Here is a 16,191-nt window from a genome sequence, read left to right on the forward strand (position 1 = left end):
GCGCCGCGGCACCCTCCCCGAGACTCACTACCCGTTTCGTGATTTCCTGAAAGGGTGACCCAGTCAGTGCCCGCCACCGGCGGCGAGCCGCTCGGCGAGCCGGCGCACCCGCGCCTGGCCCTGCGGACCTCGCTCGCCCGGTTGTCGGTGCGGCCGCGTTCGATCCTGCTGCTGTCGCTGGTCCCGCTGCTCGCGCTGGTGTTCGGCATCGTCGGCTGGTTGCTCGACTGGCGGCTCGGCGTGGACAGCGCGGTGTACCGGGCGGGGGCGATCACCCTCCTGCACGGCGATCCGCTCTACGACGCGAACACCCTGCCGCCGGAGCCGTGGTGGGCGCTGCTGCCGTTCACCTACCCGCCGACGGCCGCGCTGCTGTTCGTGCCGCTGGCGATCCTGCCGGTCCAGATCGCCTGGGGCGTGCTGACCGCGATCTCGGTGCTGGCGATGGCCCTGGTCATCCGGGTGGCGATCGGCTCGCTGCCGACCCCGCCCGCCGTGCGCCGCTGGTGGTCCTCCCCGGCCCGCGCGACGCTGCTGTTCTCCCTGGTCATGCTCGGCCTGGAGCCGGTGTGGCGGACGATCTTCCTCGGCCAGATCAACCTGATCCTGATGGCCGTCGTGGTGCTCGACGTCCTGGTCGTCACCACGCGCGGCACCCGCTGGGGCGGGGTGCTGGTCGGCATCGCCTCGGCGGTGAAGCTGACGCCGCTGGTGTTCGTGGCGCACCTGTTCCTCACCGGCCGCCGCCGCGAGGCCTTCCGCGCGTTCGGCGTGTTCCTCGGCCTGCAGCTGCTGATGCTGGCGCTGATCCCGGGCGACACGATCCGCTACTGGACCAAGACCATCTCCGACACCGGCCGCATCGGCCCGGTGCACTGGGCGGGCAACCAGTCGCTCAACGGCCTGATGAACCGGCTCACCGACCTCGCCCCGTGGGCCTCGAAGGCCGCGCTGGGCGTCGCCGCGCTGCTGGCGATCCCGGCCGTGTGGCTGATGCTGCGCTTCCACCGCCGCGGGCAGGCGCTGGCCGCCCTGCTGGTCACCGCTTTCTTCGGGCTGCTGGCCTCGCCGATCTCGTGGTCGCACCACTGGGTGTGGGCGGTGCCGCTGCTCGTGCTGCTGGTGTCGCGGCTGCCGCAGACCACGCTCGCCACCGCGTGGAAGCGCTGGGTCGGCACCGGGGCGGTGGTCGCGGTGTTCATCAGCTGCGTGCTGCTGGCGCTGCCCAACGGGCGCAACATCGAACTGCACTGGAAGTTCTGGCAGACCGTGCTGGGCAACGCCTACATCCTCACGCCACTGGTGCTGACCGTGGTGCTGGTGACGCGCTGGGCACTGCAGCGCCGGCGGGAGCGGGCGCGTGACGACGTTACGGTCGCGGGCTGAGCCCGCGCTGGTCGGCGCCCTCGTCCTGGGCGCGCTCGCGGTCGGCGTGGCCGGCTGGCTCGCGGGCTGGCAGCTCGGTGCGGACAGCGCCGTCTACCGCGCCGGCGCGCTGACCTTCCTGCACGGCGACGCGGTCTACACGCCGGAGCGGCTGACCACACTGCCGTCCTGGGTGTCGCTGCCGTTCACCTACCCGCCGGCCGCGGCGCTGCTGTTCGTCCCGCTGACCGCGCTGCCCAGCGGACTGACCTGGGGCGTGCTGGCCGCGGCGTCGGTGCTGTGCCTGGCCGTGGTGATCCGGGTGAGCGGGCGGTTCCGCGGCTGGGCGGTCGCCGGGCTGACGGTGGCGGCGCTGGGGCTGGAGCCGGTCTGGAAGACGATCTTCCTCGGCCAGATCAACCTGGTGCTGCTCGCGCTGGTCGTGGTCGACGTGCTGGTCCTGGCCGGCTCGCGCTGGTCGGGCGTGCTGATCGGGGTCGCGGCCGCGGTTAAGCTGACGCCGCTGATCTTCGTGGCGCACCTGTTCGTCACCGGGCGCTGGCGGGACGGGCTGCGCGCGCTGGGCACGTTCGCCGGGCTCCAGGTCGTGATGTTCGCGTTGATGCCCGGCGACGCCGCGCGCTACTGGGCCGAGGCGGCGTTCGACCCGCACCGCGTGGGCGGGGTGTCCTGGATCTTCAACCAGTCGCTCGGCGGGCTGGTCAACCGGCTCTCGCACGAGGCGTCCTGGTCGACGGCGGTCGCGCTGGGTGTCGGGGCGGTGCTCGCGGTGCCGGCGGTGTGGCTGGTCCGGCGGCTGCACCGGCGCGGCGAGACGCTGGCCGCGTTGCTGGTGACGGCGTTCTTCGGGCTGCTGGTCTCGCCGGTGTCCTGGTCGCACCACTGGGTGTGGGCGGTGCCGCTGATCGTGCTGCTCGCGTCGAAGGCGCGCTGGGCTTGGGCGGGCCTGGTGACGGTGTTCTTCGACAGCTGTGTGGTGATGCTGGTGCCCAACGGCGGGGACACCGAGTTCGGCTGGGGGCCGGAGCTGTTCGTGCCGGGCAACGCGTACGTGCTGGCCGCGGCGCTGGGAATCCTCGGGCTGGCGGCCCGTGAGCTGCGTCTCCCAGTAATCTCATAGCCGTTATGGACAAGCGCACAGGTCTCCCGATCGTCGGGATGGTGGGCGGCGGCCAGCTCGCCCGGATGACACATCAGGCCGCGATTTCGCTGGGACAGTCGCTGCGGGTCCTCGCGCTCGACGAGAACGACGCGGCCGGGCTGGTGGCCGGGCAGGTCCAGATCGGGCACCACACCGACCTGGACGCGCTGCGCGAGTTCGCCAAGACGGTCGACGTGGTGACCTTCGACCACGAGCACGTCCCGTGGGAGCACCTGTTCGCGCTGGTCAACGAGGGCTTCACGGTCCGCCCCGGCCCGGACGCGCTGGCCTTCGCCCAGAACAAGCTGGTGATGCGCGACCACCTGTCCGCGCTCGGCTTCCCGTGCCCGCCGTACGCCGAGGTGTCCGAAGTGGAGGACATCCTCAAGTTCGGCGCCGAGCACGGCTGGCCGGTCGTGCTGAAGGCCGCCACCGGCGGCTACGACGGCCGTGGCGTGTGGATGGTCGAGTCCGACGCCGAGGCCCGGACGCTGGTGCCCGAGCTGCTCGCCGCCGGCACCGAGCTGCTGGTCGAACAGCGCGTGGCGATGAAGCGGGAGCTGTCCGCGCTGGTCGCGCGCTCGCCGTTCGGGCAGGGCGCGGCCTGGCCGGTCGTGGAGACCGTGCAGGAGAACGGCATCAACACCGAGGTCCTGGCGCCCGCGCCGGGCCTGACCTCGCGCCAGGTGCACGAGGCGCAGGAGCTGGCGCTGCGGCTGGCCGACGAGCTCAACGTGGTCGGCATCCTGGCGGTCGAGCTGTTCGAAACCGACGGTGGCCTGCTGATCAACGAGCTCGCGATGCGCCCGCACAACTCCGGCCACTGGACCATGGACGGCTCGGCGACCTCGCAGTTCGAGCAGCACGTGCGTGCGGTCCTGGACTACCCGCTGGGCGTGACCGACCTGATCGCGCCGACCGTGATGGCCAACGTGCTCGGCGCCCCGGAGACGCCTCAGATGGCGCCCGATGAGCGGCTGCACCACCTGTTCGCGCGCTTCCCGGACGCCCGCGTGCACCTCTACGGCAAGGGCGAGCGGCCCGGCCGCAAGCTCGGGCACGTCAACTTCGTCGGCGGCGACCTGGAGAACCTGCGCACCCGCGCCAAGCTGGCCGCGCACTGGCTGTCGCACGCCGAATGGCCCGACGGCTACGACATCCACTGAGAGGAGCACGCGTGACCGACGTCGGCGTGATCATGGGCAGCGACTCCGACTGGCCCGTGCTCGAAGCGGCCGGGACGGCGCTGGACGAGTTCGGCGTGTCCTACGAGGTCGGCGTGTACTCCGCGCACCGGACGCCGCAGCGGATGCTCGACTACGCCCGCACCGCGGCCGACCGCGGCATCAAGGTGATCATCGCCGGCGCCGGGGGAGCCGCGCACCTGCCCGGCATGGTCGCCTCGGCGACGGTGCTGCCGGTGATCGGCGTGCCGGTCCCGCTGAAGTACCTGGACGGGATGGACTCGCTGCTGTCCATCGTGCAGATGCCGGCGGGGGTCCCGGTGGCGACGGTGTCGATCGGCGGCGCCCGCAACGCCGGGCTGCTGGCCGTGCGGATCCTGGCCGCGCAGGACCCGGCGCTGCGGGAGAAGATGGCCGCCTTCCAGGCCGATCTGGAGCAGTTGGTGCTCGACAAGGACGCCAAGCTCCAGGAGAAGCTCGAGTCCTAGCTCGCGGTGTACTGCTTCGCGATGAAGGCCGCGGCCGCGTCGACGGCCAGACCATCCCTGCGGAGCTGGCGCCGCGGGTGGTCGCGGTGATCGCGTTCGGCAACCCACTCGGCCTGTACGGGCAGACGATCAAGACGGCCAGCCCGACCTACCGGTGCCCAGGTAGGTCCGGATGCCGATCGCGATGTCGGTGACGCTCGCGCCCTGCGAGTAGCCGCCGATCGCGAACTTGGTGCCCGGGCAGGCGGCCGCGGTGGACTTGATGTGGTTGCTCATGTCGGTGCGCCCGGGCCGGCGCTGGTCTGGTCGTAGCTCGCGGCGTAGTCGACCGCGTAGGACGACACCGAGGCGGACGGCAGCGCGGACTTCACGTCGGACACCAGCGGCGTGCCGGTGATGCCGAGGCCGGGCGCCTCGCCGCTGCCCCGGGCGAACACGACCTCGAGGTCCGAGCAGGCGGCGGCGTCGGCGGTGGCGGTGCCGGCCAGTGCGAGGACGGCGCAGGCGAGCAGGGTCAGGTTCCGGAGCTGGTGTGGACCATTCACCGAGTGTCCCGCCATCGTGTTGCCCGGGCATCGGTGAAATCACCAGTGTCGGTGAACTCCGGCTCGATCCGGTGCGCCTCGGGTACCCGGCGATCATGGAGTTCTCGCGCCGCTCGCTGGGCATGTTCGCCGCCTCCGCCGGGTTCGTCCGGGCCGAGCCGCCCGCGGCGCGGGCGCCCGTCGGGCTGGTGCTCTCGCACGAGCAGTTCCCGACCGCCCGGCTGCTGGACTTCGCACGGCAGGCGGAGGCGGCGGGCTTTTCGTTCGTCTGGGCCAGCGACCACCTGCAGCCGTGGCAGGACAACCAGGGGCACTCCATGTTCCCGTGGCTCACGCTCGCCCTGGTCGGCGAGCGCACGCGGCGCGTCACCTTCGGCTCCGGCGTGACCTGCCCGAGCTACCGGCACCACCCGGCCGAGGTGGCGCAAGCGTTTGCCTCCCTCGAACTGCTCACCCCGGGGCGGACGTTCCTCGGTCTCGGCACCGGTGAGGCGGTCAACGAGCAGGCGGGCACCGGCCAATACGGCCGGTACGCCGAGCGGCACGACCGGCTCGTCGAGGCGATCGAGCTGATCCGGCGGCTGTGGACGGGGGAGCGGGTCACCTTCCGCGGCCGGTTCTTCACCACCGACCAGCTCAAGCTGTACGACCTGCCGTCGAAGCCGCCGCCGGTGTACGTGGCCGCGCAGGGGCCGAAGAGCGCACGGCTGGCCGGCCGCTACGGCGACGGCTGGATCACGCAGGCCGGGGCGTCCCTCGACCCGGCGTTGCGGGACGCCTTCGCCGCGGGGGCGCGCGAGGCGGGGAAGAACCCGGACGCGATGCCGAAGTGGGCCGAGCTGTTCGCGGTCGTCGGCGACCAGCGGGAGATCGACCTGGCGGCGCAGCGGTGGCGGTTCACGGCCAAGCCGGCCGATCTGCCCAACCCGGTTGCCATCCAGGAGGCCGCGCAGGCCACGCCGCTGGCCGAGGTGGCGGGCCGCTGGACGGTGGGCACGGATCCGGCGGTGCACGTCGCGGCGGTGCGCAAGCTGCTCGACGCGGGTGTGACGCCGTTCCTGCACTTCCCGCAGGAGGACCCGGGCGTGGCGATCGAGTTCTACCGCGCCCGGGTCCTGCCGCTGCTCTAGAGCCGCTGCCGCAGCTCCCGCTTGAGGATCTTGCCCGCTGCCGACACCGGGATCTCGTCGACGAACCGCAGCTCGCGGATCCGCTTGTAGGGCAGGACGTTGTCGTTGACCGCGGACAGGATCTCCGCCTCGGTCACGGTTTCGTCCGCCCGCACGACGAAGGCCACCGGCAGCTCGCCGACATCGGCCTGCTTGCGTCCCACGACGGCCGCCGCGGCGACGCCGGGGTGCGCGATCAGCAGCTCCTCCAGCTCGCGCGGGTACACGTTGTACCCCTTGTACAGCAGCATGTCCTTCTTGCGGTCCACAATGGACAAGTAGCCGTCCTTGTCCAGGATGCCGATGTCGCCGGTGTGCAGCCAGCCGTCCACCAGCACGGCGGCCGTCTCGTCGGGCCGGTTGTGGTAGCCCGCCATCACCTGCGGCCCGCGGATGCACACCTCGCCCTGCTCGCCCTCGGGCACCGGGTCCTCGCCGCCCTCCAGGGGCACGATCTTGACCTCGGTGTCGAACACCGGCACGCCCACCGACCCCTGTTTGCGCAGGCCGGAGCGGAACGCCGGGTTGATCGTGGCGCCCATGGTGACCTCGGTGAGGCCGTAGCCCTCGGTGATCACCGCGTCCGGGAACCGCGCCGCCAGCGCCTTGAGCATCTCGTGCGGCAGGGGTGCGGCGCCGGAGCTGATGCCGCGCACGGACGACAGGTCGCGCGTGGCGAGGTCCGGGCTGGCCAGTAGCGCCGCGAACAGGGCGGGCGCGCCGCCGATCGAGGTGACCCGCAGGCGTTCGGCGTCGGCCAGGTAGGCGACCGGGTCGAAGCGGTCGTGCAGCGTGGTCGAACCGCCGCCCATGACCGGCACGTTGAGCCCGCCGATGGTGCCCATCGCGTGGAACCACGGCGTGAGGTTGATGCCAGAGCCGGTGCCCAGCCGGGTGGGCCACTCGTCGGGACTGCCGACCTGGTCGAGCGTGAGGTCGCCGTCGTCGTCCAGCGCCGGCAGCGATCCGGTGCCCCAGCACGCGTACTGCAGCGTGTTGACCACGACGTTGCGGTGCGGCAGCCGGACGCCCTTCGACCGGCCGGTGGTGCCGCCGGTGTAGGAGAGGTGGGCGAGGTGGGTGCTGGTGTCGATGTCCAGCTCGGGGCGGGTGTCCGGCTGGTCGGCGTAGAAGGCCTGGAACTCGACCTGGCCGTCGGCGAGGTCGTCCGGCGCGACGACCACGACCAGCTCGACGGCGGTCTGGATGCGGACCGCGGTCAGTACCGGCGCGACCTTGCCGAGCGTGACCACCGCGACGGCGCCGGAGTCGGCGAGCTGGTGGGCGAGGTCCGCGGGCGGCAGCAGCGGGTTCGCCGGGGTGAAGGTCGCGCCGGCGAGCAGGGTCCCGTAGTAGGCGACCGGGTAGGCGAGGCAGTTGGGCAGGTGGATGGCGACCGTGGCACCCGGCCCGATGCCCCGTGCGCGGAGCGCGTTGGCGAACCGGCAGGCGGCGCCGTAGGTCTGGGCGTAGGTGAGGGAGCGGTCGTGGTGGGTGAACGCGGGTTCGGTCGCCGTAGCGTTTCGCGGCGCCGGCCAGTATCGACCCGGCGGGGACGTCGGGGTAGTCCAGCGATCTCGGGAGGTGGGGCGGCCATGACCCAGCAGTGATCGGCATCACCCCACCATAGAGCGAAGGTGCGGCCCAGAACACAATTCCGGCTAGTGAACGAGCACTAACATGGATGGCGGACTTCTTACCCGCTCGATGAAAGGTGACGACGGTGTCGGAGACCCCGGGCCTCTACCAGCTGGCCGAGGAGCACGAGGAGCTGCGTGCTGCCGTGCGTGCGCTGGCGGAGAAGGAGATCGCGCCTTACGCCGCCGAGGTGGACGAGCAGGAGCGGTACCCGTACGAGGCGTTGAAGGCGCTCAACGCGTCCGGCTTCAACGCGGTGCACATCCCGGAGGCCTACGAGGGCCAGGGTGCGGACGCGATCGCGGCGTGCATCGTGATCGAGGAGGTCGCGCGGGTCGACGCGTCGGCGTCGCTGATCCCGGCGGTGAACAAGCTGGGCACCCAGCCGATCCTGCTGTCGGCGTCGGAGGAGCTCAAGAAGCTGGTGCTGCCGGAGATCGCGGCCGGGGCGACGGCGTCGTACGGGCTGTCGGAGCGGGAGGCCGGCTCGGACACCGCGTCGATGCGGACCCGCGCCCGGCTGGACGGCGACCACTGGGTGCTGAACGGGACGAAGGCGTGGATCACCAACGCCGGCGAGTCGACGTGGTACACGGTGATGGCGGTGACCGACCCGGACGCACCGAAGAAGTCGAACGGGATTTCGGCGTTCGTGGTGCACAAGGACGACCCGGGTTTCTCGGTCGGCCCCAAGGAGAAGAAACTCGGCATCAAGGGCTCGCCGACGCGGGAGATCTACTTCGAGAACTGCACCATCCCGGCGGACCGGATCATCGGTGAGCCCGGAACCGGCCTGAAGACGGCGCTGCGCACGCTGGACCACACGCGGCCGACGATCGGGGCGCAGGCGCTGGGCATCGCGCAGGGCGCGCTCGACGCGGCAGTGGCGTATGTGAAGGAGCGCAAGCAGTTCGGTAAGGCGATCGGCGAGTTCCAGGGCGTGCAGTTCATGCTGGCGGACATGGGCACGAAGATCGAGGCCGCGCGGCACCTGGTGTACGCCTCCGCGGCGGCCACCGAGCGCGGCGACGCGCGCGCCGGATTCATGGCCTCGGCCGCGAAGTCCTACGCCTCGGACGTGGCGATGTCGGTGACGACGGACGCCGTGCAGCTCTTCGGCGGCGCCGGCTACACCCGCGACTTCCCGGTGGAACGCATGATGCGCGACGCGAAGATCACGCAGATCTACGAGGGCACGAACCAGATCCAGCGCCTGGTGATGGCGCGGGCCCTGCTGAAGGGCTGATCGAGGTTTCGGCGGCGCGGTGCCCGGGCTACGGCTCGGGTGCCGCGCCGTTTTTTTGGGCTTCGCAGGCTGGCCGTTGGCAATTTCGCATTCGAGGTCGGCGAGCGGGCGTGTCGTGGTGACCGCCCCGGTGCTGTGGACCGAACAGCGCTGAACCAGAGCCCCTGTGGTCCTGCTCACCCGTTCCTGTCCAGTATGTGGGTATTTCACCACCCGCTCACCTGGCTCCGGTACCGTCGACCCCGCTAGTTGAAACTTCAACCAGAACGGGGAGCAGGGATGTACGACCGAGTCAAGGACGTGGCGGCGCTGATCGGCCGGGTCGCGGTGGGGGTGGTCTTCCTCGCGCACGGCCTGCAGAAGTGGGACGCCGGGCTGGACGGTGTCACGAACATGATGAGCGGCATCGGCGTGCCGTTGCCGGCCCTGTCCGCCCTCTTCCTCATCGTCCTCGAGACGATCGGCGCGGTGGCGTTCATCGCCGGCGTCGCGCTGCCCGTGCTGGGCCTGCTGTTCGCCGTGGACATGGTCGGCGCGATCTTCTGGGTCCACCTCGACGCGGGCCTGACCGGCCAGGGCGGCTACGAACTCGTGCTCGTCCTCGGCGCCGCGGCCCTCGCGCTCGGGTTCAACGGCGGTCGCCTCTCGCTGGACCACCTGCTCCTCGGCCGGCGGGCACGCAAGGCCGAACCGCAGACCGTCTAGGCGAGCAGGTCCACCGTCGTCCGCTCGGCGGCCCGCCGGGCGTCCAGCTTCGACGGGTCCGGGTTGGAAATCTGCACCAGGTGGGCGCCGGCTGACAACGGGGTCAGCAGGCCGTCCAGCACACCCTCCGGCACCGTCCACTCCACAGTGGACAACACCCGCGCCCCGGGGCCGAGCTTTTCCGCACGCGCACGGGCTTCCGACAGCACCTCGTCCACAGTGGAACCCGCCAGTGCCGGGGTGTCCCCGGCGATCGGGATCATCGGGCTGAAGTCGTCGCCGTACGCGCGGGCTTCGTTGAGGTAGTCCAGCGCACCCGGAACCGGCGCGGTCAGCCCCCGCCCCATCGGGTCCAGCGCCACGACCGCCGTCGCCTCGGCGCCCTCGCCCGAACCGCCCGGCGCGACGAACGCCACCCGCGCACCCGACGGCGAAGCGACCACCTCCGCCCCGCACCACCACGCCCCGAGCAGCACCCCCGCCGTCTGCCAGTGCGCGGGCAGCGCCACGGCCACCGGATCGCCCGGCTCCACGTCGAACTCCTCGACCAGCCAGTTCGCCGTCTTCGCGGCCCAGTTCGCGGTCGTCGCCACCGACAGCTCCACCCGGGTGCCCGCGGCGTCGTCGTAGTGGGTGATCAGCGGCTTCCCCGGCTGGGCCAGCAGGGGACGGAACAACGCATCAGTCAGCGACACGCCCTGAATGTAGCCGCCGCGCGCAGATGGGCGAGGGGCCGGCCTAGTTCACACACGTCACCCCGGCGGGCACGGCCTGCACGACCCCGCCCGAAGACGCCCCGCCACCCGAACCGGGACTCCGCCCGGCCAGCCCGGCGAAGAACTGCCGCACCGCGACCGGATCGACCTCCACGATGCTCTGCTCCCCGTCCGGGCTGCGGCCGTCGATCGTGATCACCGGGATCGTCGTGAACGTGACGTCCCCGGACGCCAGCCCCTTGGCCTTGTCCGCGAACTGCAGCAGGTCGAAGTCCGGGTCGAGCACCAGCGACCGGTGCAGCGCGTCGGTCAGGTCGCCGAGCGTGCCCGGGTTCGCCAGCACCCCGGCCGACAGCACCTTGTGCAGCGCCGAGGACAGGAACGCCTGCTGCCGCACGATCCGGTCCAGGTCCCCGCGCGGCAGGTTCTTCCGCTGCCGCACGAACGACAGCGCCTCGCCGCCGGACACCGTCTGCACCCCGGCGCGGAAGTCGGCGCCGGAGTCCTTGTCCTCGGTCGCGTGGTTCAGGCACACCTCGACCCCGCCGAGGGCCTCGGTGATCAGGTAGAACCCGAGCAGGTTGACCTCGGCGTAGTGGTCGATCCGCACCTGCGTGAAGTCCTGCACGGCCTGCACCAGCGCCTGCCGCCCGGCCTGGTCGGAGTCGCGCTCGACCTCGGCCGCGTCCCGCTTGCCCTGGCGGCGCAGCTCGTCGGCCTTCGCCTGCTTGGCGACGCCGTACACCGAGTTGATCTTGCCCTGCCCGCCGCGCGGCACGTCGATCCAGGTGTCGCGCGGGATCGACACCGCGAACGGCTTCGCACCGTTCTTCGGGATCCGCACGACGATGATCGTGTCGGTGTTCACCCCGCTGGTCTGCTCGGTGCGCAGCGTCTTGAGCACCTGCAGCGGCAGCGCGTTGCCCTGCATGTCGGTCCGGGCGTCCGCGCCGACCAGCAGGATGTCGTCGCCCCCGTCGTCGGCGGGCGGCGCCGGCTTGTCCTCGGGCAGGTCGAGGGCGTCCGTGGTGTGCACGTTGCCCTGCACCTCGTGGTAGGTCGCCCAGGCGTACCCGGTGGCGGCCAGCGCGACCACCGAGACCAGCGCGACCACCGCCTTCCCGGTCGCGCGGAACGGGTGACGACGCCGGGCCGGTGGCTCCTCGGCGGGGGCCGTCGACCGCGGGTAGGGCGTCGGTTTCGGCTCGTCGTCCATCCCCGTGTCTCCCCCCTCGTCAGCCCCTGGGAACCAGGTTAAGGCACCGGGGCGTCAGTTCACACAGGGCACGTCGCCCGCGGTGATGGGCGGCGGCGCGGGGGAGGACGAGGTCGGAACCGGGGTGCTCGTCGTGGTGGCGGGCCGTCGGCTGGGGCTGCTGGGCGGTGCGCTGGAGGAGGACGGCGCCGAGGTGGGTGCGGCCGAACTCGACGCAGGCCGGCCCGAGTCGGAGGTGAGCTGGTCGACGAACGCGTGCACGGCCTGCGGGTCGACGCGCACGACGTCGGCGCCGCCGATGGTGGCGTTGCCGATCACCGGGATGGTGCGGAACTCGATGTTGCCGCCGTTGAGCCCGCGCATCTGGGCGGCGAACTCTGGCAGGTCCCAGTTGTCGGAGAGCACCACCGACTTCTTGACGGCGGTGATCACGTCGGAGAGCTTGCCCGGGTTGGCCAGCACGTCCCGGGAGAGCATCTTGCGCGCCAGCCCGGACAGGAACGCCTGCTGGCGCGCGATGCGGCCCAGGTCGCCGCCCGGCAGGTCGTAGCGCTGCCGCACGAACGCCAGCGCCTGCACGCCCTCGATGGTCTGCCGCCCGGCGGGCAGGTCGACCCCGGACTTGCGCTCGCGCACCGGCGCCTTGAGGCACACCTCGATCCCGCCGAGGGCCCGCGTCACCTCGTAGAAGCTCGCCAGGTTCACCTCGGCGTAGCGGTCGATCATGCCGGGCTTGCCGATGAACGTCTCGAGCGTGGCGATGAGGTTCTTCCGGCCGGTGACCTTGGCCTGCTCGTCGGCCGTCCTCAGGTCGACGCCCTGCTGCTGGAGTTCCTTGAACTTGTCGTTGTAGGCGTAGACGAACGCGCCGTTGAGCTTGTGCTTGCCGAACCCGCCGGCCAGCTCGACCCACGAGTCGCGCGGGAACGAGATCGCCACCGCGCGGCGCCCGTCCTGCGGGATGTGCACGAGGATCATCGTGTCGGTCTGCTTCTCGCCGTCGGACTCGCCGGCGTGCAGCATGTCCAGCACCTCGCGGGGCAGCGGGTTGCCCTGCGCGTCGGTGCGGCTGTCCATGCCGACCAGCAGGATGTCGACCGCGCCGTCGAGCGGCACCGCGTGCAGCTCCTCGTCGAACACCTGGGTGGTGGACAGGCCGGAGTTGGGGTCGCCGATGAACTGCCAGCCGTACCAGGTGATGGTGAGGACCGCGACCGACACCAGGGCGACGACCAGCTTGCCGCCGCGCCGGGCGACGACGGCGATGCGGTGGCGCCGCCGCCGGGGAGACGGGATGGGCCGCGCGGGCCACGCGACCTCGTCCGCGGCCTCCAGGCGGGTGGTAAGCCCGTCGGTCACACTCGCTCCCTCCCAGCCCCCGACCCGAGTGAATGCCTCCAGATTACTGTTCGGGTGAGTGAAGCGGCCGTGGGCTGGTCCATGACGATCTTGAGGAGGAGCAGGCGATGCGGGTCCTGGTGACCGGGGGCGCGGGTTTCATCGGCTCGCACTACGTCCGGCAGGCGATCTCGGGGGCCTACCCGGCGCTCGCCGACGCCGAGGTGGTGGTGCTCGACAAGCTCACCTACGCCGGCAACGAGGCCAACCTGGCGCCGGTCGCGGACTCCCCGCGGCTGCGGTTCGTGCGCGGCGACATCACCGACGCGGAGGTGGTCGCCGAGGTCATGACGGGCGTCGACCTGGTCGTCCACTTCGCCGCCGAGTCGCATGTGGACCGCTCCATCCTCGGCTCCGCCGACTTCGTGCTGACCAACGTGTTGGGCACGCAGACCCTGCTGCAGGCCGCGCTGGACGCCGGGGTGGGCAGGTTCGTGCACGTCTCGACGGACGAGGTGTACGGCTCGATCGAGAGCGGATCGTGGTCGGAAGACCACGTCCTGGAACCGAATTCGCCGTACTCGGCGTCGAAGGCGTCCTCCGATCTGATCGCGCGGTCCTACTTCCGGACGCACGGACTACCCGTGTGCGTGACGCGGTGTTCGAACAACTACGGGCCGTACCAGTTTCCGGAGAAGGTCATCCCGCTTTTCGTTACCAACTTGTTGGACGGGCTGACGGTCCCGCTCTACGGCGACGGGCTGAACGTCCGTGACTGGCTGCACGTGGACGACCACTGCCACGGCATCCAGCTGGTGGCCGAGGGCGGCCGTCCGGGGGAGATCTACAACATCGGCGGTGGCACGGAGTTGACCAACCGTGAGCTGACCGAGCGACTGCTGGCCGCGGTCGGGGTCGGCTGGGAACGGGTCGAGCAGGTCGCCGACCGCAAGGGGCACGACCGGCGGTACTCGGTGGACATCACCAAGATCAGCACCGAGCTCGGGTACGCGCCGAGGGTTTCCTTCGACGAGGGTCTGGCGGCTACCGTGCGCTGGTACGCCGACAATCGCGCGTGGTGGGAGCCGCTGAAGCGGCGCGCCGCGCTGGTGGGGAAGTGACGATGCTCAGTGTGCTCGTGCCCGGCGGAACGGGGCAGCTCGGCAGCGCCCTGTCCGCGCTCGCCTCGGCCGACGTCCAGGTGGTCGCGCCCTCGTCGGCCGAACTCGACCTGACCAGCGCCGGTTCGGTGATCGCCGCGGTCAACGCGCTGGCCGCCGAGGCCGCCGAGGCCGGGCGCAGCCCGCTGGTGATCAACGCCGCCGCCTACACGGCGGTGGACGCGGCGGAAACCGACGAGCCGCGGGCGTTCCGGATCAACGCGGACGGTGCGCGCGTGCTGGCGGCGGCGTGTTCGTCGCGGCGGGTGCCGCTGATCCACGTGTCGACCGACTACGTGTTCCCCGGCGACGCGTCACGGCCGTACGAGCCGGAGGACCCGCTGGGGCCGCGCAGCGCGTACGGCCGGACCAAGGCGGCGGGTGAGGACGCGGTGCTGGGCTCCGGTGCCCGGGCCTGGGTCGTGCGGACGGCCTGGGTGTACGGCCCGGGTGGGGCGAACTTCGTGGAAACCATGCGCCGCCTGGAGAGCGAGCGGGACACGCTGTCCGTTGTGGACGATCAGCGGGGGTCGCCGACCTCGGCCGCCGACCTGGCCGCCGGACTGTTGGAGCTCGGCCGGGCCGTGGTGAGCGGGCGCGGGCCGCAGCGGCGGGTGCTGCACTGCACCAACGCCGGGGAGACCACGTGGTTCGGCTTCGCGCGGGCGATCTTCGAGGAGCTGGGTGCGGACCCGGAGCGGGTCGAGCCGTGCACGACGGCCGAGTTCCCCCGGCCGGCGCCCCGGCCGCCGTACTCGGTGCTGTCCAACGAGGCGTGGCAGCGGGCGGGGCTCACGCCGCTGCGCCCGTGGCGGGAGGCGCTGCACGCCTACCTCAGCGGGGACGCAGACCGTCCACGATGACCGTCACGAGCCGGTGGGCCCGCGCGTCCCACTCGGTTTCGGGCAGCCGTGACAACGCGCCCAGGAGCAGGATGACGTCCGCGGCGTCGACCTCCGCGCGCACTTCGCCGGCGGACTTTCCGCGATCCAGCAGCATCCCGAGCGCCTCGTCCAGCCGGTGGTGCTGGTCGGCGTAGAGGTCCTGCCACGCCGAGGCCTCGATCGCCGCCATCACGCCGCGCTTGACCCGCGCGTAGCCGATCAGCCGCTCCAGCCAGGCGGTCAGGGCCTGGAGCGGGGCATGCTCGGCCAGCAGTGGTGCGACGGCGTCGACGAGCTCGGTCATCTCGTGCCGGTACACCTCGGCGAGCAGGTGCTCGCGGGTCGGGAAGTGCCGGTAGAGGGTGCCTTGGCCGACGCCGGCGGCCTTCGCGACCGCGTGGAGCTTGAGATCGTCGGAGGTGTTCAGTTCGGCGCGCGCGGCCTCGACGATGCGGTCCCGGTTGGCCGCGGCATCCGATCGGGGCACGGCACTCCTTCCCTAAGCGGACAAGTGTCCGCTACGGTTAAGCGGACAATTGTCAGCTTAGCGGGAGGGTGTCATGAGCGGAGTGGACGGCAAGGTCGTCGCGATCACCGGAGCCAGCAGCGGCATCGGCGAGGCGACGGCGCTGGAGCTGGCAGGGCGTGGTGCGGCCGTCGTGCTGGGGGCCCGGCGCGGGGATCGGCTCGAGGCTCTGGTGGGGCGCATCCGGGGCGAGGGTGGCCGGGCGGAGATGCTGGAGGTGGATGTCACCGGCCGGGCTGGTGTCGCGGAGCTGGTGGCGTTGGCGGTGGACCGGTTCGGGCGGCTGGATGTGCTGGTGAGCAACGCCGGGGTGGCTCGTCTCGCGCCCGTGGCTGATCTCGATGTGGACGACTGGGACGCGATGATCGACGTCAACCTGCGGGGCGTGCTGTACGGGATCGCTGCCGCGATGCCGGTGTTCCGTCGTCAGGGGCGGGGGCACTTCGTCACCACGGTGTCGACATCGGGGCTGAAGATCGTACCGACGCAGGCGGTGTACGCGGGGACCAAGAACGCCGTGCGGACCGTGCTGGAGGCATTGCGTCAGGAGTCGACCGACGGGGTGGTGCGCACGACCGCGATTTCGCCGGGGTACGTACGGACGGAGCTGGTCGATCACGTCGAGGACCCGGCGCAGCGGGAGGCGGCGCAGCGGGCGATGGCGGAGGTGGGGATCAGTCCGGAGGCGGTGGCGCGGGCTGTCGCGTTCGCGATCGAGCAGCCGGAGGACGTGGAGATCGGGGAGCTGGTGATCCGGCCCGCGCGGCAGGGGTGATTCTTGAGGCGCTTCGCCAGCCCACGCGCTGGTTCAAAGATCAAAAGATGTCCTCGCCGGACGGGCAGGCTCCG

14 protein-coding genes and 2 pseudogenes are annotated in these 16,191 nt (G+C 71.5%); 10 read left to right on the plus strand and 6 right to left on the minus strand.

What is annotated here, in order from left to right; all coding sequences use genetic code 11:
* Nucleotides 1-54: 54 nt before the first annotated feature.
* The 4 genes from IE290_RS32690 to purE are packed head-to-tail and all read left to right on the plus strand — an operon-like array spanning nucleotide 55 to nucleotide 4,199.
* Complete coding sequence (locus IE290_RS32690) at nucleotides 55-1,386, plus strand: glycosyltransferase 87 family protein (RefSeq protein ID WP_191248600.1); 1,332 nt, start codon at nucleotides 55-57, stop codon at nucleotides 1,384-1,386.
* Nucleotides 1,361-2,506, plus strand: coding sequence for a glycosyltransferase 87 family protein (locus tag IE290_RS32695; protein WP_191248601.1), 1,146 nt, complete (start codon nucleotides 1,361-1,363; stop codon nucleotides 2,504-2,506). The genes IE290_RS32690 and IE290_RS32695 overlap by 26 nt, the downstream gene beginning before the upstream one ends.
* 5 nt (nucleotides 2,507-2,511) lie before the next feature.
* Nucleotides 2,512-3,693 (plus strand): 5-(carboxyamino)imidazole ribonucleotide synthase, encoded by a 1,182-nt coding sequence (locus tag IE290_RS32700; RefSeq protein ID WP_191248602.1) that lies wholly within the window; start codon nucleotides 2,512-2,514, stop codon nucleotides 3,691-3,693.
* Entirely contained in the window at nucleotides 3,666-4,199 is a 534-nt protein-coding gene (gene purE / locus IE290_RS32705; protein ID WP_191248603.1) for a 5-(carboxyamino)imidazole ribonucleotide mutase, read from the plus strand. Before IE290_RS32700 ends, purE begins: the two co-directional genes overlap by 28 nt.
* Before the next feature lie 129 nt (nucleotides 4,200-4,328).
* Here the strand turns inward: purE and IE290_RS32710 are convergent.
* A pseudogene (locus tag IE290_RS32710) lies at nucleotides 4,329-4,759 on the minus strand (cutinase family protein).
* An 80-nt stretch (nucleotides 4,760-4,839) separates the two neighbouring features.
* Between IE290_RS32710 and IE290_RS32715 the strand changes: the two are divergent.
* Nucleotides 4,840-5,874, plus strand: coding sequence for a F420-dependent hydroxymycolic acid dehydrogenase (locus IE290_RS32715; RefSeq protein ID WP_191248604.1), 1,035 nt, complete (start codon nucleotides 4,840-4,842; stop codon nucleotides 5,872-5,874).
* On the opposite strand, the pseudogene IE290_RS32720 reads toward IE290_RS32715, so the two are convergent.
* Nucleotides 5,871-7,530 (minus strand): annotated as a pseudogene (locus IE290_RS32720) (class I adenylate-forming enzyme family protein). The gene IE290_RS32715 and the pseudogene IE290_RS32720 overlap by 4 nt on opposite strands.
* Before the next feature lie 97 nt (nucleotides 7,531-7,627).
* On the opposite strand from IE290_RS32720, the gene IE290_RS32725 reads away from it, so the two are divergent.
* Together IE290_RS32725 and IE290_RS32730 are read left to right on the plus strand one after the other, a co-directional pair.
* Nucleotides 7,628-8,797, plus strand: coding sequence for an acyl-CoA dehydrogenase family protein (locus IE290_RS32725; protein WP_191248605.1), 1,170 nt, complete (start codon nucleotides 7,628-7,630; stop codon nucleotides 8,795-8,797).
* A 279-nt stretch (nucleotides 8,798-9,076) separates the two neighbouring features.
* Entirely contained in the window at nucleotides 9,077-9,502 is a 426-nt protein-coding gene (locus tag IE290_RS32730) for a DoxX family protein (RefSeq protein ID WP_191248606.1), read from the plus strand.
* Here the strand turns inward: IE290_RS32730 and IE290_RS32735 are convergent.
* From IE290_RS32735 to IE290_RS32745, 3 genes are read right to left on the minus strand one after another with little or no spacing between them, the layout of a single operon-like run.
* Nucleotides 9,499-10,197 (minus strand): TIGR03089 family protein, encoded by a 699-nt coding sequence (locus IE290_RS32735; protein ID WP_191248607.1) that lies wholly within the window; start codon nucleotides 10,195-10,197, stop codon nucleotides 9,499-9,501. The genes IE290_RS32730 and IE290_RS32735 overlap by 4 nt on opposite strands.
* 43 nt (nucleotides 10,198-10,240) lie before the next feature.
* Nucleotides 10,241-11,434: an LCP family protein gene (locus IE290_RS32740; RefSeq protein WP_191248608.1), complete on the minus strand. Its 1,194-nt coding sequence runs from the start codon at nucleotides 11,432-11,434 to the stop codon at nucleotides 10,241-10,243.
* Between the two features lie 54 nt (nucleotides 11,435-11,488).
* Nucleotides 11,489-12,793, minus strand: a complete 1,305-nt coding sequence (locus IE290_RS32745) for an LCP family protein (RefSeq protein ID WP_191248609.1) — start codon at nucleotides 12,791-12,793, stop codon at nucleotides 11,489-11,491.
* Between the two features lie 107 nt (nucleotides 12,794-12,900).
* Here IE290_RS32745 and rfbB point away from each other — a divergent pair, with 107 nt between their 5' ends.
* Nucleotides 12,901-13,893, plus strand: coding sequence for a dTDP-glucose 4,6-dehydratase (gene rfbB / locus IE290_RS32750; RefSeq protein WP_191248610.1), 993 nt, complete (start codon nucleotides 12,901-12,903; stop codon nucleotides 13,891-13,893).
* 2 nt (nucleotides 13,894-13,895) lie between these two features.
* Nucleotides 13,896-14,795 (plus strand): dTDP-4-dehydrorhamnose reductase, encoded by a 900-nt coding sequence (gene rfbD / locus IE290_RS32755; protein WP_191248754.1) that lies wholly within the window; start codon nucleotides 13,896-13,898, stop codon nucleotides 14,793-14,795.
* Here rfbD and IE290_RS32760 read toward each other — a convergent pair.
* Nucleotides 14,767-15,303: a TetR/AcrR family transcriptional regulator gene (locus IE290_RS32760; RefSeq protein WP_191248611.1), complete on the minus strand. Its 537-nt coding sequence runs from the start codon at nucleotides 15,301-15,303 to the stop codon at nucleotides 14,767-14,769. The two genes, rfbD and IE290_RS32760, sit on opposite strands and share 29 nt — an antisense overlap.
* A 73-nt stretch (nucleotides 15,304-15,376) precedes the next feature.
* On the opposite strand from IE290_RS32760, the gene IE290_RS32765 reads away from it, so the two are divergent.
* Nucleotides 15,377-16,117 carry an SDR family oxidoreductase gene (locus IE290_RS32765; RefSeq protein ID WP_191248612.1) on the plus strand — a complete coding sequence of 247 codons (741 nt, stop codon included), beginning with the start codon at nucleotides 15,377-15,379 and terminating at the stop codon, nucleotides 16,115-16,117.
* Nucleotides 16,118-16,191: the final 74 nt, after the last annotated feature.

Source organism: Amycolatopsis deserti, assembly GCF_014653945.1.
Classification (GTDB): Bacteria; Actinomycetota; Actinomycetes; order Mycobacteriales; family Pseudonocardiaceae; genus Amycolatopsis_E; species Amycolatopsis_E deserti.